The organism is Pseudoalteromonas sp. NZS71 (genome assembly GCF_015864715.1).
In the GTDB taxonomy this organism is placed as follows: Bacteria; Pseudomonadota; Gammaproteobacteria; order Enterobacterales; family Alteromonadaceae; genus Pseudoalteromonas; species Pseudoalteromonas arctica.
Genome location: NZ_JADYWS010000030.1, coordinates 1 through 21,165 on the forward strand (window position 1 = coordinate 1; position 21,165 = coordinate 21,165).

14 protein-coding genes and 1 pseudogene are annotated in these 21,165 nt (G+C 36.1%); 4 read left to right on the top strand and 11 right to left on the bottom strand.

The features are described from left to right. Positions 1–460: 460 nt before the first annotated feature. On the top strand, positions 461–3,508 hold the full coding sequence (locus I6E85_RS17210; protein WP_024590793.1) for an FAD-binding and (Fe-S)-binding domain-containing protein: 3,048 nt from the start codon (positions 461–463) through the stop codon (positions 3,506–3,508). Between the two features lie 186 nt (positions 3,509–3,694). On the opposite strand, the gene I6E85_RS17215 is transcribed toward I6E85_RS17210, so the two are convergent. Beyond that, positions 3,695–4,888, bottom strand: a complete 1,194-nt coding sequence (locus I6E85_RS17215) for a sodium:proton antiporter (RefSeq protein WP_024590794.1) — start codon at positions 4,886–4,888, stop codon at positions 3,695–3,697. Next, entirely contained in the window at positions 4,888–6,099 is a 1,212-nt protein-coding gene (locus I6E85_RS17220; RefSeq protein WP_024590795.1) for a tyrosine-type recombinase/integrase, read from the bottom strand. Before I6E85_RS17220 ends, I6E85_RS17215 begins: the two co-directional genes overlap by 1 nt. Positions 6,100–6,248: 149 nt before the next feature. Between I6E85_RS17220 and I6E85_RS17225 the strand changes: the two genes are divergently transcribed. Continuing rightward, positions 6,249–6,812: a YSC84-related protein gene (locus tag I6E85_RS17225; RefSeq protein WP_007583197.1), complete on the top strand. Its 564-nt coding sequence runs from the start codon at positions 6,249–6,251 to the stop codon at positions 6,810–6,812. 335 nt (positions 6,813–7,147) lie between these two features. On the opposite strand, the gene I6E85_RS17230 is transcribed toward I6E85_RS17225, so the two are convergent. The 4 genes and pseudogenes from I6E85_RS17230 to glpK all read right to left on the bottom strand — a co-directional run bounded on the left by I6E85_RS17230 (position 7,148) and on the right by glpK (position 10,938). Continuing rightward, positions 7,148–7,771 carry a hypothetical protein gene (locus tag I6E85_RS17230; RefSeq protein ID WP_024591020.1) on the bottom strand — a complete coding sequence of 208 codons (624 nt, stop codon included), beginning with the start codon at positions 7,769–7,771 and terminating at the stop codon, positions 7,148–7,150. A gap of 187 nt (positions 7,772–7,958) precedes the next feature. After that, positions 7,959–8,309: pseudogene (locus I6E85_RS17235) on the bottom strand (patatin-like phospholipase family protein); the annotation flags it as partial. A 186-nt stretch (positions 8,310–8,495) separates the two neighbouring features. Continuing rightward, a complete protein-coding gene (locus tag I6E85_RS17240) occupies positions 8,496–9,227 on the bottom strand; it encodes an MIP/aquaporin family protein (protein WP_024591022.1) in 732 nt (243 codons plus the stop codon). Positions 9,228–9,456: 229 nt separating this feature from the next. Continuing rightward, positions 9,457–10,938, bottom strand: coding sequence for a glycerol kinase GlpK (glpK, locus tag I6E85_RS17245; protein ID WP_024591023.1), 1,482 nt, complete (start codon positions 10,936–10,938; stop codon positions 9,457–9,459). A 168-nt stretch (positions 10,939–11,106) separates the two neighbouring features. On the opposite strand from glpK, the gene I6E85_RS17250 reads away from it, so the two are divergent. Both I6E85_RS17250 and I6E85_RS17255 read left to right on the top strand, forming a co-directional pair. Then, positions 11,107–11,868 (top strand): DeoR/GlpR family transcriptional regulator, encoded by a 762-nt coding sequence (locus I6E85_RS17250; protein WP_024591024.1) that lies wholly within the window; start codon positions 11,107–11,109, stop codon positions 11,866–11,868. A gap of 1,316 nt (positions 11,869–13,184) precedes the next feature. Continuing rightward, positions 13,185–14,801: a glycerol-3-phosphate dehydrogenase/oxidase gene (locus tag I6E85_RS17255; RefSeq protein ID WP_024605636.1), complete on the top strand. Its 1,617-nt coding sequence runs from the start codon at positions 13,185–13,187 to the stop codon at positions 14,799–14,801. Positions 14,802–14,915: 114 nt separating this feature from the next. On the opposite strand, the gene I6E85_RS17260 is transcribed toward I6E85_RS17255, so the two are convergent. The 5 genes from I6E85_RS17260 to I6E85_RS17280 form a co-directional block, all read right to left on the bottom strand. Further along, complete coding sequence (locus I6E85_RS17260) at positions 14,916–15,959, bottom strand: patatin-like phospholipase family protein (RefSeq protein ID WP_024591026.1); 1,044 nt, start codon at positions 15,957–15,959, stop codon at positions 14,916–14,918. A gap of 137 nt (positions 15,960–16,096) precedes the next feature. Next, positions 16,097–17,503: a sodium:alanine symporter family protein gene (locus I6E85_RS17265; protein ID WP_101162776.1), complete on the bottom strand. Its 1,407-nt coding sequence runs from the start codon at positions 17,501–17,503 to the stop codon at positions 16,097–16,099. A gap of 419 nt (positions 17,504–17,922) precedes the next feature. Continuing rightward, on the bottom strand, positions 17,923–18,936 hold the full coding sequence (locus tag I6E85_RS17270) for a patatin family protein (protein ID WP_024591028.1): 1,014 nt from the start codon (positions 18,934–18,936) through the stop codon (positions 17,923–17,925). 297 nt (positions 18,937–19,233) lie between these two features. Further along, positions 19,234–20,223 carry an LLM class flavin-dependent oxidoreductase gene (locus tag I6E85_RS17275; protein WP_024591029.1) on the bottom strand — a complete coding sequence of 330 codons (990 nt, stop codon included), beginning with the start codon at positions 20,221–20,223 and terminating at the stop codon, positions 19,234–19,236. Positions 20,224–20,364: 141 nt separating this feature from the next. Continuing rightward, entirely contained in the window at positions 20,365–21,108 is a 744-nt protein-coding gene (locus I6E85_RS17280; RefSeq protein WP_024591030.1) for a siderophore-interacting protein, read from the bottom strand. Between the last annotated feature and the right edge of the window lie 57 nt (positions 21,109–21,165).

Sequence of the window (21,165 nt, forward strand, 5' to 3'; positions counted from 1 at the left end):
CTGTGGTTTGTGTGGTAACAACCATTTGATCATGAATTGAGCTTCAACTCAATTTCTTAAGATCTTACCTATGACATCCATGTAGGCAACAAAGAGTTACTCGTCCTTAGAAAGAACCCATTGGGCAGCGCATGTTTGGTATTTATGCTGCGTTATCGCCTATTTATGGGGAGTAACCACACTACATAGGCTCTGCCTTGCCTAAACTGCTGCAAATTCAACAACCAAAGGTCAACACGCCCTAGCTACAATCGCAAAAAATAATCCTAGCAAAATAAATAACACGCCACTGATCTGTAATAGTAATTTTTTCATATAATACACCTTATTACTTGTTAACTTGAGTATAATTTAAGCTGCATTAAAATCGACTAAAAGAGTGTTACAAACTGTAAAATCTTCAATTTCTATTCGCCATCACCATGATATAATTAGTCAAATGCCCTAAAATATCGCCGTCATGATAGCAACAATTACACAACAAGATGCCGCGACAGAACTTGTCGCAAACTACCTAAATACCATTGCAAACCAAGGTTTTATCGGAGACACCGACGCAAGTTATGCAACGCGTATTACCGCTTCAACCGATAACAGTGTGTATCAGCAAATACCGCAAGGTGTTATTTTTCCAAAAAATGAAAAAGATATTCAGCTCGCACTGCAAACAGCATCTCGCGACCCGTTTTTATCATTAACTTTTGGTCCTCGTGGCGGTGGAACAGGCACTAACGGACAATCGTTAACACCTGGTATTGTTGTAGATTTGTCTCGCTATATGCGCGAAATCCTCGAAATAAATGTAGAAGAAGGCTGGGTACGCGTTCAAACCGGCGTAATAAAAGATCAACTTAATGACTTTTTAAAACCTTATGGCTTTTTCTTCTCACCCGATTTATCTACCAGTAACAGGGCAACTATTGGTGGCATGATAAGTACTGACGCATCGGGGCAAGGCTCGTTAGTTTACGGTAAAACGAGCGATCATGTTTTAGGGCTAACAACTTATTTAGTTGATGGCACACCTATGTGTACCTCCCCAATAGACATCGACAAAGCACAAATTATAGCTAATCAAGACTCATTAATTGGTAGTTTATATAAAACAGTTTTAGATATTTCAGTTAATGAACGCGCTGCTATTTTAGCTAAGTTTCCACGGTTAAATCGTTTTTTAACCGGCTACGACCTAGAGCATGTGCTAAGTGATGACTTACTTACTTTTGACATGAGCCGACTAATAACGGGTTCAGAAGGCTCATTAGGTATAGTAACTGAAGCAAAATTAAACCTAACGCCTATTGCTGAATTTAAAACGCTTATTAATATTAAGTACGATAGTTTTGACTCAGCACTTCGCCATTCACCATTTTTAGTCGATGCACGCGCGACCTCGGTAGAAACCGTTGATAGCAAAGTTTTAAACTTGGCGCGTGAAGATATCATTTGGAATTTAGTATCGGACTTAATAACCGACGTACCAAATAAAGATATGCAAGGCCTTAACATGGTCGAGTTTAATGCAGTATCAAACGATGATATAAAAGACAAAGTAGACACGCTTTGTAAGCTTCTAGACGAATGCGTAAAAAATCAAACTAATGGCGTTATTGGTTATCAGTTAACCAGTGATAAAAGCGATATACTAAAAATTTACGCAATGCGTAAAAAGTCAGTGGGTTTATTAGGTAATGTAAAAGGCAGCCAAAAACCTCTCGCCTTTGCAGAAGACACCGCTGTACCGCCTGAAAATTTAGCAGATTATATTGTCGAATTTAGAGCATTACTCGACAGTCATAATTTACAGTACGGTATGTTTGGCCATGTTGATGCGGGCGTTTTACACGTACGCCCAGCACTTGATATGTGTGACCCAGAACAAGAAAAACTACTTAGAACTATTTCAGATCAGGTCGTAAAACTAACCGCTAAGTACGGCGGTTTAATGTGGGGCGAGCACGGTAAAGGTTACCGAAGTGAATATAGTCCTGAATTTTTTGGTGAGCATTTATATACACAACTTCGTAAAATAAAAACAGCTTTCGATCCTAACAACCGTATTAACCCCGGTAAAATATGCACTCCTATCGATAGTGAAGACTCACTAGTTAGTGTAGATGGACAAAAGAGATCGCACTTCGATAAGCAAATATCAATAGAAGTCAAAACCAGTTTTAACAACGCAATGACCTGTAATGGTAATGGCATATGCTTTAATTACGATGAAAATTCACCTATGTGTCCATCGTATAAAGTAACTGGCGATCGCCGTAATTCACCAAAAGGACGCGCAAGTTTAATGCGCGAATGGCTTCGTCTACAAGAGTCAAAAAATGTAGATTTGCTCGAAGTAGAAAAGCAACTTAACAAAGGTGAAGTCATTACCTGGTGGGAACGTTTTGTTCATAGCCGCGAAAAACGAAAAGGTATTTACGACTTTTCTCACGAAGTAAAAGCGTCAATGGATGAATGTTTAGCATGTAAGGCATGTACAACAGCATGCCCAATTAAAGTAGATGTACCCACTTTTCGTTCGCGCTTTTTAAATTATTATCATAGTTATTATGCACGTCCGCTAAAAGATTACCTTGTTGGTAACATAGAAAATAGCGCGCCATTAATGGCAAAGTTCGCTAAAGTTATAAATCCAATTGTTAAAACATCATTAGTTAGTAATGTTATTAAAAAAACGGTTGGCTATGTTGATACACCACAGTTGAGTATTCCTGCACTTTCAAAGCGTGTTACTAAAACACAAAAATTTGATTTTGATTTATTAAATAAATTAAATGCAGAGCAACAAAGTGAGTATGTATTAATAGTACAAGACCCATTTACGAGCTTTTACGAAGCGGAATTAGTAGAAAGTTTTATTACTTTAATAACCCAACTTGGCAAAAAACCAATGCTATTACCTTTTAAACCAAATGGTAAACCGCAACACGTAAAAGGTTTTTTACATGAATTTAAAGTTACAGCTAAAAATGCAGCCGAGTTTTTAAATAAATTAAATGATATTAATGCACCGTTAGTCGGTTTAGATGCGTCACTCGTTATGTGTTATCGCGATGAATATAATACAATTTTAGAAAATAACCGTGGCGAATTTAATGTGCAGCTTGCTCATGAATGGCTAGAAACACAATCGTTTAAATCACTAAGCGCAAAGCAAAATACAGATACCGAATTTACATTACTGAGTCATTGTACTGAAACAACTGCGCTGCCAAAAGCAGCAAATGTATGGCAAACAATTTTCAATGATATTGGTTTAACATTAAAAACAACAAATACAGGTTGTTGTGGAATGGCGGGAACTTACGGCCACGAAGCACAAAATCAAGATAACTCACGTGCGCTTTACGAAATGAGCTGGAAACCAATTGTAGATAAAAATAAATCTGAGCAACTTTTATCTACGGGCTTTTCTTGTCGTAGCCAAGTTAAACGTTTTGAAAAGTTTAAACCAAAACACCCAATTGAATTACTAGCACAGGTTCTTAAATAACTTTATAAAATAAGAGTACTTAAATAAGATCACTTATATAAGAGGTACTTAAATAGTTTTATCTAAATACAAATTTAGTAAATTATTTATTAAATACAAAAAGGCGTAACGATTAACTTCATCAGTGATGAAAATAACCGTTACGCCTTTTTTAATACGTATTCTTAATTTACCTAGTTTAAATAATTATTTTTTAACAAAACTATCAGCAATAGGTTTAGTGCTAATACCATGTATAAATACACTAAACAGAATAGTCGTCATTGCTATTGTCGCTATTTGATATTTGTTTTCTATTTGCGTATCTATCACCATCAATGTAAAAACAATTGATGCTAATCCTCTTGGCCCAAACCACGCAAATGTAAAACGCTCTTTAATACTCAATGCCGTAAACTGCAGAGACAGCATAACTGGAATTATTCTAATCAATGTTGTACTTAACAAAGCGTAAATTATAATTTCAGTATTTAATTTAGGAATAACTAAGTAAGCACAAACAAACCCGAACAAGCACCAAATCATTAACGATGTGAAATCTGCTATGTGCTCTGAGTCTTCAATTAATTCTGTTCTAACTTCTTCGGTCGAAAATTTATCAAATAATAAGCCTGCAATAAACACCGCAATAAAACCACTGCCATGAAAATACTGAGTGACAGAAAATACAGCCATTGCAAAACCGAGTAATAAAAATGGACTGGTATTTTGTGCAAAGTAATGACGTTTCATTGCAAAGTTTAAACTCGGTATGAAAACAGCAATACTTGTAATAGCTATTAATAAAGCCAAGCCAAGCTCTCGTCCAAACACACTTAATGTTTGTGTTGCAGTAATTGCTGAATCAGGATTTTTAGCAAGTAATATAAATATTAAAAAAATGGGTACGCATAATCCATCGTTCAAACCACTTTCAGTATTTATTCCTTCGCGTATTTTTTCAGGCACTTGTGTACTTGCTAGTAACCCTTTACTTAATGCTGCATCGGTAGGTGTTAAAATAATAGCGAGCAACGCCGCTTGAATAAGTGAAAGCTCAGCAAAGAAAAATAAAGCAACAGCAATACCAAGTAACAAAGTTAAGGGTAGGGCAACAAACAATAGTAAACTAGGATACTGAAAACTATGCCTTAATACACTTAGCTTTGATTTAGCTGCATCAGAAAATAAAAATATACTTAGCGTAAGCTCTATAAATGGTAATAAAAGATCAACACCTTCTTTTATTTTATCCCCTTCGTTGGGTAGCATTAAAGCTAAACATATTCCGCCAACAACAAAAAACATTGGGCCTGTTACTTCTGTTTTTTCTAACTGGCGAAGTGTTAAAGAATAAATTAAAAATAATCCGCCTATAAATGCTATTACTAAATACTCCATTAAATTTTCCTTTTAAGTCCTGACTTTGCTCGCTCTTTAATATTTGTTTGAATATAAATTTGATCGGTAGTCGCAATTTTAGAATGGCCTAAATCTTCCGATAAATGTTTAAGCGGTCTGGTTTGCGCATCATGTGTGGCACCAGTATGACGAAGCCAATGTGCAGTTGCAGCGCCAAGTTGTTCAGCATCATCTTTAAAACCATCATCAAGTAATGATTGCTGTGCATAATCAAAACTTTGTTGAACTAAACGCCTAATTTGCCTTACGGTCATACCACCTTGCCCGCGAATTTTATGAACTAAAGGATCTGATTCATCAACACGGGGAAGGGCAGGTAAACCTCTGTATAGTCTATAACGTTTTAAATATTCAACAAAATCATCGCTTAAGGTTACATCTCGTAATTTATTACCTTTTCCCATTATCCGTAAAAACCAAAAACCATCATTATCTTGCCAAAAATGAGACATCACCGGCGACCATTGTGGGCGCTCAGATAATTCTGAAATTCGTAAATAAAGACCTTTTAAGCAGGCAAGCGTAAATAAGTTTCGCTCTAAATCAGGGTTATGTTCGCATAAATCACGCGTTACACCAAAAACGTATTCCCATTGAATATCGCTTAATGTGTCTGGAATTTGAATTTGTGATTGAACAACTAAGTACGGACTATTTTTTTTAACAACAGGGACAAAGTTAGCAAATGTTTTTTCTTCTAATAAGGCAAACTTATAAAATACATTTAGAGCAGTAAACATAGACGATAAAGTTTGCTGACTAGCAATGGATTCTTTAAGCATAAAAGGGCGCCAGTTTTGGTTTAAACGACGAATTCCTCGTTCATCTTTATAACGCCATTGCACTGAAGTTGCAGCCCATGCTTTATCGGGTTCGACCATAAAATCAACGTAAGCTTCAATATCTTCACGTTTTAAATCGAATACTGATTTTTCTGCGATTAACCATGACCATAAATAAAAGCGTTCAAGCTCATTTCGAAAACGACTATAAGTGGCTTCTGACTTTCGGCCATAAACATATAAAAACTGATACAAGAATGTCAGATCAGCTTTTGATTCAGTTACAGTCAAGCCAATTTCCTGTATAAAGGATGCAAGTTCTGGGTATTCTGAATTGAGAGTACCGTCATCTAGATGGGCAATTTGATATCTTAATTGTTTTAACGTATCAACCAAAGCAACAAGCATAATGTATAAATATTCAATTAAATAATAGACTTACAGAATAACGTTAAAGTCCGATACTGTCTAGTATTGGACATAGTAAAGTTCTAATTATTTTAATACCGTGATTATTCTATGGTTGTTGGTTGCTATATCTTATTAAGGAAAACATTATGAAAAAACTAATTATACTAAGCGTACTTGCTTTAACAGTTGCGTTAACTGGGTGTGCTACTACAGGTAGTGCATCACCAAGCGAAAAACGTTCACTTGTACAAAGTATGAAAGCAAACACATTGGATAAATTATACGCTGAAAAACCTGATGTTAAAAAACAAATTGCTAACTCTGCTGGTTATGCTGTATTCGATAATGCGAATGTAAATGTAGTGCTTGCTAGCTTTGGCGGTGGTTACGGTGTTGTTAGAAATAATCTCACAGGTAAATCGACTTACATGAATATGGGCGAAGCCGGTTTAGGACTTGGCTTAGGCGTTAAAGATTTTAACGTTGTAATGGTTTTTCATAACCAAGCTGCATTAAACAGATTTATTGAACATGGTTGGGCATTTGGCGGAAACGCTGATGCAGCAGCAAAATATGAAGATAAAGGCGGTGCACTGGTTGCCGAAGCGATTGCAGATCAAGTTACTGTATATTCTGTAACCGAAAATGGCCTTGCACTACAAGCTGTATTAAAAGGAACTAAGTTTTGGGTTGATTCAGAGCTTAATTAACCACCAAATTACTCTCCTAAAAGCGAGCTGGTTTGTATAATCACGCTCGCTTTATTAAAATCCATTCAATTTAACATAACGTAATTTATGGGCAATAGCTATTGCACAAACAATGTCTACCTTTGGGGAAAGGTAAAACCCTCTGATGTTCATGTTCAGTTAGTACAACGCTAGAAATGGTCTGCTAGAAAATCCAATCTATGTACAAAACTCTTAAGTAAAAACCATAAAACCCAAGATTTATATTTACTTGATTTACAGGATCAATTACTTCTTATTATTGGTGAAATATCTGAAAGGACAGAAAGTTAAGCCTTTGTAGGTGAAGCCCTACATCATGATAGATATAAGAAAAAATCTGATATGCCTTTAAAAATACAACCTAGAATACTAAATGTTTTTTTTATAATATTCTCAAGCCCAAAAATAGCTTCAAGAACAGTGATTATTGTTAAAATTAAAATCTGTATATTAGTATTTGTTTGTAATAATTCAAGTCTTCCTTGGACAAAATCATTCATTGCCCACTTATTAGGAACGTCATATTTCTCATCATTTTTATGATTTACATCATATTGATATGTATAAATGGTTACTTCTTTATCCTTTGCTTCAAACTCAGCTTCTATCCATATTGGACCAGAGATAGCCATTGTAACTACGTCAAAATAGATCTCTGTACTTTCATTAGGATTTAGCTGTTTAATATTGGGCTTTTTATTTGAGCTTACAACCATGTTCATTGAACAAAGAGTAATTTTAAATTTGCTTAGAAGAGCTCCAGAGAACAACTCATCTCCTATGTTTGTTATTTTGAAGCCGTACTCAAAAGGTTCACCTTGTACTAGATGATTTTTTTTTCTAAAGTTAAAAATTTTATTTTTACTATTCTTAAATATAAACTCTAATCTAATTTTATTAAATTTTTCTATACTAGTAATCTTATGTGTTGATTCCATCTTATTCCCTATTTTTGATTCATATATAAAATAATTTTTTATGTTTCAAGTCCATGAATTGTTTTCACTTTTAATATTACCGTAACTTTATTATATGATTACCTTTTTATCTATAAATATATCTATTTATAGATTTATTATGCCTCTAACTATTATATTAACTTTACAATAGTCAGCTATTAAATTACTAATATGGCTTTGAATCGAAACTTTCATTATTTAATTTTTCATCAAACGCCTCAGCCAACTTTTCAGTCTCACTAAAAACGGTATTCCAATATTTAATGCGTGTATCTGCATCAAGATCGGTAAAGTCGTTTCTGTCTGGGATTTTTCCGTAAGGTAAGCTTACTATAAATTCTTTTGATGGAGTGATCATTACCACATTATCGTAATTAAGTGGTGATACTTTACGTTTTAAATTTTTATCGAACCACCCTGCTTTTGGCTCACTATTAAAATGCGGATATAAAATAAGTCCTGGGTTATTAATTTTTAAGTCAAAGTGGTAATCGATAATTCCGCCGTCGCGATATATAAATTTTTTATACTTTTTTATTTATATTTTTGTATTGGTAATAGCCTTAGCTTTAAATAAAAAAGGGCTACACGCCCTTTTTTATTTAACTATATTGCTTATATAAATTATATTTTTCTTTTGTGTGTTCAGAAAAGTAGTCTGTGTATAATCATTTTTTAGTAAAATTAAATAACTATATTTCAATTATTTAACTAATATATATAATAAAGCTGCTAAAACACTCCCTATTATTGGACCAACTACCGGGATCCATGAGTAACCCCAGTTACTATCAATTTTACCTTTTATTGGTAATAAAGAATGTACAATTCGCGGGCCTAAATCTCGAGCTGGATTTATTGCATATCCAGTAGTCCCACCCAGAGAAAGTCCAATACCCCAAACAACAAAAGCAACAGGTATAGCGCCTATTGAACCTAAGCCTATTTTTACGCCAGAGCCATCGTCAATTTCAGCTGAAGAGAAGTAAAAAACACAAATTAATAAAACGAAGGTCCCTATTATTTCACTAAGTATATTTCTAAACGTATTTGGTATAGCTGGAGATGTACAGAAAACAGCTCGTTTTAAGGTGGGATCGTCAGTGGCATCGAAATGATCTTTATAAACTGCATAAACTAACGAAGCGCCAACCATCGCGCCAATAAATTCCGCTAAAATATAACTTGGAACTTCGGACCATGGAAATGATCCAGCTACGGCTAAGCCTATTGTTACTGCAGGGTTAAGGTGTGCTCCACTATAGGGACCGGCAACAACCACGCCGATAAAAACACCAAGTCCCCAAGCAGTGGTAATCGTCATCCAACCGCCGCCATGGCCTAGTGTTTTCTTTAGTATGTCATTGGCTACAACCCCGCCCCCAATTAAAATAAGCAGTGCAGTTCCTAGTATTTCAGCTAAGAAAGGTGACATTTTAATATTCCTTATTAATTATAAACATAAAACCACCCTCAATAATGATATCTATTGCATAAGTATAAACCATGAATATTTTGAAACTTTTTTACAGCTGAAAATTACCATAAGATAAGTATCAACTTATTTATTTTTACGCTTGGAGTATGTAGTGGTATCATAAAAATAGTCTCCACTAATAAACCTTAATAGATATGTTGCTATGGTTTTATAGTTAAGCGGCTTATTATTCGCTTTGTACTTTTTTTACCGCATTACACCATCCGGCATATAATTCATCACGTTTTGATTTAGTCATGTTAGGAACAAATCGTTTATCGCAATTCCAGTTAGTCGCTAATGATTCAAGTGATGGGAATACACCCGCTTTTAAACCTGCTAAGTAAGCTACACCCAAAGCAGTAGTTTCACTTATGGTCGAACGGTCAACTTCGGCTCCTAAAACATCAGACAAAAATTGCATAAGCCAGCCATTTATTACCATACCGCCATCAACTCTTAGTACCTGTGGTCTTACGCCATCAGCTTCCATTGACTTTTGAAGGTCTTTAGTTTGAAAACAAACTGATTGTAATCCAGCTGTTACGATCTCTTTTATACCCGTATCTCGGGTTAAGCCAAAAATTGCACCTCGCGCATTAGAATCCCAATAAGGAGCACCTAATCCTGTAAAAGCGGGTACCATATATATACCGTGATCTAGTGAGGTATTGCATGCAAGTGACTCTGTTTCTTCAGCTTTTTGGATTAATTGTAGACCGTCTCTAAGCCATTGAATTGCAGCACCTGCAATAAAAATACTCCCCTCTAGCGCATAAGTTGGTTTCCCATTTAATCTATAAGCTACTGTACTGAGAAGTCTATTTTCAGATTCAAGTACTTTATCGCCAGTGTTAACCATCATAAAGCATCCTGTACCATAGGTACTTTTAGCCATTCCTGGTTGAAAACAAGTTTGCCCAAATAACGCTGCCTGTTGGTCTCCTGCCATTGCAAGAATAGGTACTTCGTAACCTAAATAGCGTTCATCTGTTACACCAAAATCATCTGATGAATCCATTACTTCTGGTAACATCTCTATTGGCACATTCAGAAGTTCAAGTAATTCCACGTCCCATTCTTGGGTATGAATATTAAAGAGCATAGTTCGCGAAGCATTCGTTGCGTCTGTGCGGTGCTCTTTTCCGCCTGTCAATTTCCACAATAAATAAGTGTCGACAGTACCGAAGATTAAATCGCCTTTTTCTGCTTTTTCTCTAGCATCGGGACAATTTTCTAAAATCCAATTTATTTTAGTTGCAGAAAAATATGGGTCTATTAAAAGGCCGGTTTTTTTTCTAATTAACTCTTCTTTTTCTGCGGCCCTTAAATCATTACATAACTCTGACGTACGTCTATCTTGCCATACAATCGCGTTATAAACGGGCTCACCAGTAATTTTATCCCATACTATTGTCGTTTCACGTTGGTTAGTAATACCAATGGCAATAACCTTATCGTGTTGAGGGTCTAGGTGTTTCATTACAGCTGTCATTGTTTGCTGTACAGAAGCCCAAATATCTTCTGGTTTATGTTCTACATAACCATCTTTTGGAAAGTGCTGGTCAAATTCTTGTTGTTCTAGGTATGCAATATTACCATTTAAATCAAATAGCACACTTCTAGAACTTGTCGTACCTTGATCAATTGAAAGGATATAGTTATTCATTATTTTTTCACTTTTACTTTCGGTTATTTTCGTTTTTGTACTATTACATGGATTAATTGCTACATACAACAAAAATACAACTTTAATATATAATTATTTATATGTGATTTTCATTTGTTAGCTCTTAACCTATAATTTACTATTAACTAAATTTAAAATGCGAAAAAAATGACTCAAGACCAAAGACACGAATCCATACTAAAATTATTAAAAGAAAGAGATTCAATTTCTATTGAAGTACTAGTAAGTCATTATGAAGTTACACCACAAACAATAAGACGAGATCTGGCTTATCTTGCTAATTTAAATAAATTGAGACGTCATCATGGCGGCGCTAGTGCCATTTCAAGCATTCAGAATACAGCATATCAAACTAGAAAAATCATGGACTTAGAAGCTAAACAAAAAATAGCACAGCATGTAGTTAGTATGATACCTAATGGCTCTTCCTTATTTATAAACATAGGCACTACAACAGAAACAATCGCGAAAGCACTTCTTGGTCATGAAAATTTGAAAGTTGTAACTAATAATCTTAATGTTGCGGCTATATTAGGTGTTAAGAAAGATTTTTCTGTACTTATCGCAGGTGGAGAAGTTAGGCACAGAGATGGCGGGATTATTGGTGAGACCACAGAGGATTTTATTAAACAATTTCGTATGGATTTTGGCATTATAGGTATTAGTGGCATAGAAGAAAATGGTGCGTTACTTGATTTTGACTATCGTGAAGTGCGCGTAGCCCAGGCAATCATTGAAAATTCACGTAAAGTTTTACTTGCTGCAGATCACTCTAAATTCGGTCGGTATGCGATGGTAAAATTAGGTAATATCTCACAGGCAGATAACTTTATTACCGATGCTCAGCCACCCGAAAGTATACTTACTTTACTCAATGAGCACGATGTCGAACTGCATATCGCTCGGTAAAAGCTTAACATAACAGTTAAATAGATTTTCCCTCATCATGGGGAAATCATGAGCTTTCCATTTTAGCTACAGCATGATCGAATAGGTTTCTTATAAATAGAAGTCCCATACAATTAATTTTTGATGAACATTTTTCAATAATATCCGACGAACAACTGCAATCTAAAGTCGAATATAAGCTTCATGCTATCTTATTCATTCTCGTTGTAGGTGTGATCTGCACCGAAGATGGATGAAAAACATTGAATACGTTGCTAATAATGAGATTGATTTGCTTGAAAAATATGTCTCATTTGAAAGTAGTCTTCCAGTTCACAACACTATAGATGGTACTATTCACCTATATCATCTGAAAAGTCATACCTATTGTATTAAATTAGTGATCTATTATAGCGCTGAGGAAATAGCGCGATAACAAAGAAAAATTATGACATAGAGTTGTTATCTCCAATTGCTCTCTGCATTTTCCTGTATTGCTCCCCCTCCTGCCCCTATTCTGTCAGCTATTAATAATTTTTAACGTAGAGAGTTATTTAAGAAGATAAAATGATCATGCTTTTAATAGGATAGATATTACAACAAAATTTTATACGTTGGACACAGGCTGCACATATAGCAACAAACGTTGGCGTTATAGCCATAGATGGTAAAACTATTTGTGGCTTTAATAATAAGAAACCAAAGAGACATACAATCGATATAACAAGCGCTTTTCAGCCGGCAATAGCTGTTGTATCAAGAAAAATAAAGATAGCTAACAATATACCTCCAACTGGCCCAGCCTTGCTTGATTTATCGGATATCAAAACGCCGTAGTAACTATTGATTTAATGGGGTGTCAAAAAACTATAGCGGAAAAAATTAAACTCCTAAGTTTTTTATTGCTTTACGGTGGGTTTGATATAGCTAGACTAATTTTCATTTATGTACTTTAATGTTTGCAAATGTTCGTTATTAAATGTTATTTTTAATAAAAAGAAAACCGAAGTAAATAATAACTTCGTACTTTTATAGCTATTCAGAGTCTTAAAATACAATAGTTATCTGCAGTAGCTTGGTCATCCTTGTTAATCAGATCAATTAATTTTTGATTTCGTTTGAAGGCTTACTTGTGTCAAGTACTTAAATGTTGGGTAACAAATCTTGAGTTAAATAATAAAAATATCGAAAGTATTTTTATTATTACTCGTATACTTACTTACCTGCATGCCTAGTATAAGTTTTGATAGCACGATAAATACCGTTTAGGACATTAATACTTTAAATTTAATTGAGCTGGTCTAAATAGCTTGATATTAAAATAGGTAATTCAACAAATGAGTCAACTTAGAGACAACAATATTAAAAAACTTCCCCAAGATATTTATGATGTTTTGATTATTGGAGGGGGTATTAACGGTGCTGTATCTGCTGCCGCTTTAGCCGCTAAGGGCGCTAGAGTTGCCTTGATAGACAAAGGTGATTTTGCCGGTTTCACTAGTTCAAACTCATCAAATTTAGCTTGGGGTGGCATAAAATATTTAGAAAGTCATGAATATAATTTGGTTAATAAACTTTGTAAAAGTAGAAACCATTTAATGCGTAGCTATCCTTCTACTGTTAAAGAAATTCGCTTTTTTACAAGTATCCAAAAAGGCTTTAGATTTCCGGCATTCTTTGTTTATTTAGGTACTATTCTCTATTGGTTTATGGGACGTTTTTTTACTAAATCTCCTAGATACCTCAATGCAAAAAAAATAAAATCATCAGAGCCAGTCATTAACACAAAAAATGTAGAGGCTGGATTTGAATATTCAGACAGCTTTTTATTGGATAACGATGCTCGTTTTGTTTTCAATTTTATTCGCTCTAGTATGAGCCATGGGTGTATTGCCGCTAACTACGTAAGTTCGCAGGGCTCTACTCGCTCTAATGATATTTGGACTACAAATGCAGTAGACGAGATGTCTAAAGAGAAGTTTACTATCCGCTCTAAAGTTATTATTAACGCAGCAGGCCCATTTGTTGATCCTATTAACAATACAAATAGTCAAACCACAGCACATCACCATGTATTTTCAAAAGGTATTCACCTTATTGTTGATAAGGTAACTAACAGTAACAAAGTACTGACGTTTTTTGCAGATGATGGTCGGTTGTTTTTTGTGATCCCCATGGGCCCAAAAACGTGTATTGGTACAACCGATACACAAGTTCATAGTCCGCACTCACAAGTGACTGATGAGGATCGAAACTTTGTGCTTGATAATGCTAACAAATTATTAGAGTTAGAAAAGCCAATTACAAAAAGTGATATTATAGCCGAGCGCTGTGGAGTTAGACCATTAGCAATTAAAAAAGACGGTAATGGTAAGGCTGACTGGGTGCAATTATCGCGCAAGCACGCTATAGATACAAATAGTGATCAAAAATATCTTTCTATCTTTGGCGGAAAACTAACAGATTGTATTAATGTAGGCGATGAAGTGGCTGATTTAGTCACTGGATTAGGTATTAAGTTACCTTATGAAGATTACAAATGGTACGGTGAACCTGACGACACCGTTAAAAATGAGTTCATGCATCGTGCAAAATTAATGAATTTGGATGGTTTAACACCTAAAACATCTACAGAGGTACTTAGTAAGCGGTTTTGGAGACGTTACGGCAGAAATGCGATTAACATGCTAGAAAAAATTCGTGAAGCACCTGAAAAAGGCGAACTCCTTATTAAGAATTCGGAGTACTTACGTGTGGAAATTGAACACGCTGCTGAGCGGGAAATGATAACTAAACTCAGTGATTTTTTACGTCGACGTTCTAAAATTTCACTGGTTGTAAGAAAAGAAGATATTCTTTCAGATCCTGGTTTACATGAAGTCTGCCAAATTCTATTTGGTAAGGATAATGCTGAAAATAAACTTCAGGAGTACATTGAAGAGATATCTAAATAACCATTTACATCTATTCTTACGACTTTAAAAGCTTGGGTTAAATGTTATAGAAGAAGTCTGTTAACACGATTAAAATTAATTATGTTAACTGACTTCTTATAGCAACTAATAAAACTATATTTTATTTTTAAAAATTAATAACATTTTTAACTTTTTATCAAACGCTTCAGCTAGCCTTTCTGTTTCACTAAAAACTATATTCCAATATTTAATACGCGTGTCTGCATCAAGATCGGTAAAATCGTTTCTGTCTGGAATTTTTCCGTACGGCAAGCTTGCTACAAAATTTTTGGATGGGGCTAGCATTACCACGTTGTCGTAATTAAGTGGCGATACTTTACGCTTTAGGTTTTTATCAAACCACCCTGCTTTTGGCTCTGAATTGAAATGCGGATACAAAATGAGTCCTGGATTATTAATTTTTAAATCAAAGTGGTAATCAATAATTCCACCATCGCGATACATGCCAACAGGTGAGCCTGCAATATTTTTTATGCCTTGCATAACAAGTGGTATTGAACCCGATGCAAGTAACGCATCTTTCAAATTATTTTGAGTAAGCGCTATGTTTTGCGTTTTAAAATTGTAGCTGTCGGTAATTGATAAGTCACTTGTTGCTGGGCCAAATATAAAGCGCTCATACTGTGATCCTAATAATTTTCGGTTAACGCGGTTTAACATATAACTTTTTGATAAACCCATTAACTGTATTAATTTATTTTCGCTGGCAATAAAGCCATTCGATTTTGCTACTATAAAGTGCGCTTTAAATGTTGGGTTATTTATAATTTCGGTTACGCCGTTATCGCCAAAAACATCTTCAAGTAATGCGCGCGCTTTTATTGTTATTTCACTAGGTGTTGGTTTATTACTTGAATATCGAGTTTGCGAATACGATTTTGCTAAGCGCTCAATCGCAGCAACAGGATCGTTTTGTGCAAAACACGCAGAGCGAAAAGCGCCAGCAGATGATCCAATTAAATTAAGTGGTTGGGTACGGTTTTTAAAAAATTCACCAAAAATATATTTATCTAAGCCAAATAATGTAAACCATTTAGGACCGCCACTTGCACCTAAAAAAGAGGTGAAAAGTTCAGGTTTAAAGCCCTGTTCGTTAATAATTTTAGCCGCTGTTTTCCCTGCGTGAATCTCGATCATCTAAAAAATTGTGCCTTTTATTTTGGTTGCTTCAGTTATTTTACAACACTGAAAGTGAATATTTATGCAAAATGAAAAGCGGCTTTATGTTGCCATAAAACCGCTTTTTATAGTTAAGTGTGCTTAAAGTACGTGAATTAATCCCAAACGCCGTCTTCGCATTTGCCCTGTACTTTTACATCTTTTACTTTAAATTCGGGCTCTAAACCTTTGTCTCTTTGTGCGTGGTAATCGCTCGTAACAGACAAAATAGTCGGCGTTAACAGTATAATAGCGATAACGTTAACCACTGTCATTAACCCTAAGGCAATATCGGCTAAATCCCAGACTTCTTTTAATGTGGCCGACGCGCCCCACAACATCATTGATAAATAAAGCAAAGTGTAAATGCCGCGCCCTACTTTGTTATCGAGCTTAAATAAGTGCAAGTTACTCTCTGCATAGGCGTAGTTTGCCACCACCGATGTAAAAGCAAATAAGGTAATAGCAGCTGCGACAAAATAAACACCACCTTGTGCTAAATGAGCGGTCATCGCGCTTTGTGTTAAACGAATGCCTTCCATTTCACCGCTTATGTCTATATCGGCTAATAAAATGATCACAGCGGTACAGCTACACAGTACTATTGTATCGAAAAATACGCCTAGCATTTGTATGTAACCTTGCGTTACTGGGTGATTAGGAATTGGGCTGGCACTTGCTGAAGCATGCGGAACACTACCTGCACCGGCTTCATTAGAATATAAACCACGTTGAATACCGTTTTTAATGGCAGCGCCCATTGCACCCGCTCCGGCTTCTTGTAAACCAAACGCCGATAAAAATATATCTTTAAGCATGGCGGGTACTTGCGTGAAATTTATAATCGTAATAATAACGGCGGCAAGTACAAACACAATGCCCATTATTGGCACAACACGCTCTGCAAATCGGGCAATTGCCTTAAAGCCACCGAGTATAATTGAGCCTGCTAGTACGGTAATAACTAGGCCAGAATAAAATGTAGGAACTTCAAACGCGTAGTTAAGCGCGTCGGTAATTGTGTTCGTTTGCATTGCGCTAAACGTAAAGCCGTAACCTAAAAACAAACACGCGGCAAACACAATTGCAAACGCCCGGCTACCCAGACCTTGTTGAATATAATACGCAGGGCCGCCTCTAAATTCACCGCCACTATCGCGCACTTTATATACTTGCCCAAGTACGCTTTCGGCAAAGCCTGTAGCCATACCCAATATGGCTATTACCCACATCCAAAATATAGCGCCGCTGCCGCCAAGTGAAATTGCCACTGCCACACCGGCTAAATTACCAGTACCTACTCGTGCGCAAAGCCCTGTACACAATGCTTGGAATGATGAAATGTCGTCTTTTTTACATTTGCTGCTGCCTTTTAAAAGGCTAAACATATGTTTAAATTTAAGTATTTGAATTGCTTTTAGTCGTACCGAAAACCATATACCTGTAAACAAAAGTATATAAATAAGTACCTGACCTTCTCCCCATAAAAGGTTGTTTACACTTTTGACGACGGTATCGAACATTACTAATCCCTTTTTATTTTATACTTTTACTTTATGTTAGCACCGACTTTAAACTCTGCATGTGGCGCTACTTAACTTAAAAAATCCGGCAGCTCATTATGCATTAAACATAATAGTGTTTAAGTTTGGCTTTACCCCATAGTGAAGTGTGTATTGATGTTTAATAATTTGTAAGTAAGCACATTTAGTGCTGAATTTTATTTCTATAAATGTGAATAATAAATCACACTTACACTTTATATTGATTAGTTAAAAAATCAATAATATCTTTTTAATATTCAGTGTTTTGTTTTGCGTATGCGTGCAAGATGCAATAGTTTTTATTTTGATGCAGTAAGGTTTATATGAGGCGTAACGAGGATTAAGAATGGCAAAAAAATAGCGCATAAAGTTATGCGCTATTTTTAAATTATTTTTAATTAGTTATAGCTGTATTGTGTAGGTGCACTGTAATAGTTATTACTGTTAACCTGTAAGTTTTGCATTGCTAAGTATGAGCGACCAGCATCTAAGCCTAATTTATGATCAAAACGTAAATCGTTATTTGAACTACCTAATAATTTGCTATGCAGCTTTTCGTCTGCAAAGATTTGTATTATTTCCACATCACTTGGTGGGTTTGCAATAAACTCAAGTTCATCCAAATAGGCCTGCTCGTGCTGTAATAAATAGTCTAAAGTTTTTGGGCAGTAACCTGATACAGTTGCAAGCGATTTTAGCTTTTGAACCCACGCAGATTGCGCTTGAAAATTAGCGTCAACCGTTCTTATTACAACAATTTTACGAGCGCCTCGGTTGTAAGCTTCACGCACTGGTAATGGAGCGGCTAAACCGCCGTCTAGATAAAAATCGCTCTGTACTTGCTCTTCAGCAAGGTGTATTTCGTTAGCTGCTTCTGCGTTTAACCAAGGTGTTAACTTTACACCTTGTTTGTATAAAAACGGGAGTGCGCTAGAAGCCTTTAACAAATCACGCCATTGACCACTCTCACCTGTAGGTGATAGGTAATATGCTTTTCTGTCTCGTGCATTAGTGGCTGTTATAAGTAGCTCACGCGCGCCTAAACTCGTTTTAGCTGTTTTAAAATCTATGGCTCTTTTTACCTCGGTGGTTTTGTCAAAGTACCAATCTAAATCAACTATGTGTTTACCCACTAATCCGCGACCAAGCTGAAAAAAACGTTTGTTACGCGAAAGCCCTCTAATTAGGCGTTTGGCATAGCCTTTTTGACGCGCTAAGTAGCTAGTTAAGTTTTGCGAACCTGCAGAGGTGCCAATGAATAAATCGAATGGGTCATATTCTTGCTCTAACCACGCATCAAGTACGCCAGCTGTGAAGATCCCTCGCTGCCCGCCACCTTCAGCAATCAGTGCAACTTTTGGTTGCGCTGTTTTGTTAACTGAATTAGCTGTTGCGCTATTTAGAGACTTCACGGTGAACCTACCTTTATTTAATGATGTTTGGCTTAATACATACATTATAAAAAATAAAAGTGATATCTTAAAATTGATTATTTAAATCAGTTCGATTGATAAAATAGAACGCTATATAGTTACTAAATCCACTTACTATAAGCTAGTTATTTAAAAAAAGACTGATTTTAAACTTTGCAGACATCACATAAATTAATTCAATGTATAAATGAATGTTCTTTAATTGATGCCTGCAACATTAACAGAGGCAAGGTGTACGCTTGCTTAACTACACTATCTAAATTAATAGTTTTTGAGCTAATGCTTTATTTCCATTAAAATTTCGAGTGCACGGTGGCGTTTTTCACTATCAAACACATCATTGGTAAATATAAACTCATCTACTTCTAGTTGTTTCGCTATCATCTCTAACTTGTGTTTAATACTTACATGTCCGCCTACTACGCTTAGACTTAAAAAGTTCTCTACATGAGCGCGTTCTTGTTCGCTCCACAACCCATCCATGCTTTCAACAGGTGGTTTTAGCCACAGCTCGTTACCACGTATGAGTTCGAGCACACGTTGTTTAGAAGTAGTCGACAAGTATTGCGCTTCATCGTCGGTGTCTGCTGCTACTAAAGGCAGTGCAAGCATGACGTATGGCTTATCAAGTACGCTTGATGCTTTAAATTCACGCTTATACAGCGCTATTGCCTCGTGCACAAAACGCGGTGCAAAATGCCCTGCAAATACATACGGTAACCCTTTTTGCGCCGCTAACTGCGCGCTAAATAAACTCGAGCCTAATAGCCAAATAGGAACGTTTGTGTTCTCGCCCGGTATAGCACGTATAGGATGCGTACCATTGTAAGGACCTAACAATGTTTGCAGCTCAGTTACTTCACCTGGAAAGTTTTCTGCGCGGCTCATATCGTTGTTTAGTGCACGACTTGTTACAGGATCGCTACCTGGTGCACGCCCTAGCCCTAAATCTATTCGCCCTGGATATAAGCTCTCTAACGTACCAAATTGTTCAGCAACAACTAAAGGTGAGTGGTTTGGCAGCATAATACCGCCCGATCCAACCCGTATCTTTTTAGTATTGCCTGCAATGTGACCAACCAAAATTGAAGTGGCCGCACAAATTATACCTGGCATATTATGATGCTCAGCAAGCCAAAAGCGGTTAAAGCCAAGCTCATCTGCGCGTTGTGCGTATTTAGTACTTTTATGAAGAGTGTTAGTAACGCTGTCCCCTTTGATCATGGGGGCAAGTTCTAATAACGAAAAAGGAATGGAATTTAACAAAATAGCAGCTCCTAAAAATGCATGCTAATAATGGATTACATCATTAGCATAAAACACTTAAATGGGTCTGCTATTAGGTCAATTCAAGTTAGGCAGAGGTATTAAAGCAAAATAGGTATATGTTATTTTGCTCTAAGGTATTCAGGCAAGCTGTGCATCACGTTGGCGCTGCTTTTTATAGCCTTCTGAATCCACGCCTTTTTTCCAATATCCTGAGGAAACAATATTACTGCGCGGTATATTAAATTGCTCTGTTAGCAGTGTTTTTGCCCTACGTACAAGCCCAGCCTCCAATGCCATAAATACAATGGGAAGCTCTGCTGTAATGTGCAAATTTTGAAGTGCGCTAAGTAGCGCTTCGTCAGCGTTGTCGGTAACAAGCCAATTAATATCGCGGCTTGTTTCTAAATCAATAATGTCTTGCTCAGTGGGCGCATGTACAAAAGCATCAATTTTTGAAGTTAAAGGTAATTGCTGCGCATACCCTTTTATTGCATTTACCGATGTTAAATCGCCTAGTAATACATAATGCGAATGCTCATAATTATCTAGCTTTTTAGGGCCTGGGCCTGCAATGCCTAGCTCGTCGCCTACTTTTGCAGTTTTAGCCCAGTCAGTTGCCGGACCTTGGTGCATATTTATAACAAAATCAAGCGTTAGCGCGCCTGTTTGTGCATCTACATGCCTTATTGTGTAAGATCGCATACACGCTGTTTTTAAGTTAAAATCTACTTCACCATTTTTTGGAAATAGTACTTTTACATAGTTACCAATGTACTGTGAGGTTAAGTCGTTAAAATCATCAGAGCCTACAACAATACGCTGTAGGTGGGGTGTGATTTGCTGTGTACTTAATACGTTGGCTTTGCGAACTTGTTTACTCATGTATTACCTCGTTTTACAAAACTTAGACTTTAATACCAACCTGCTATAAAAAGCAGG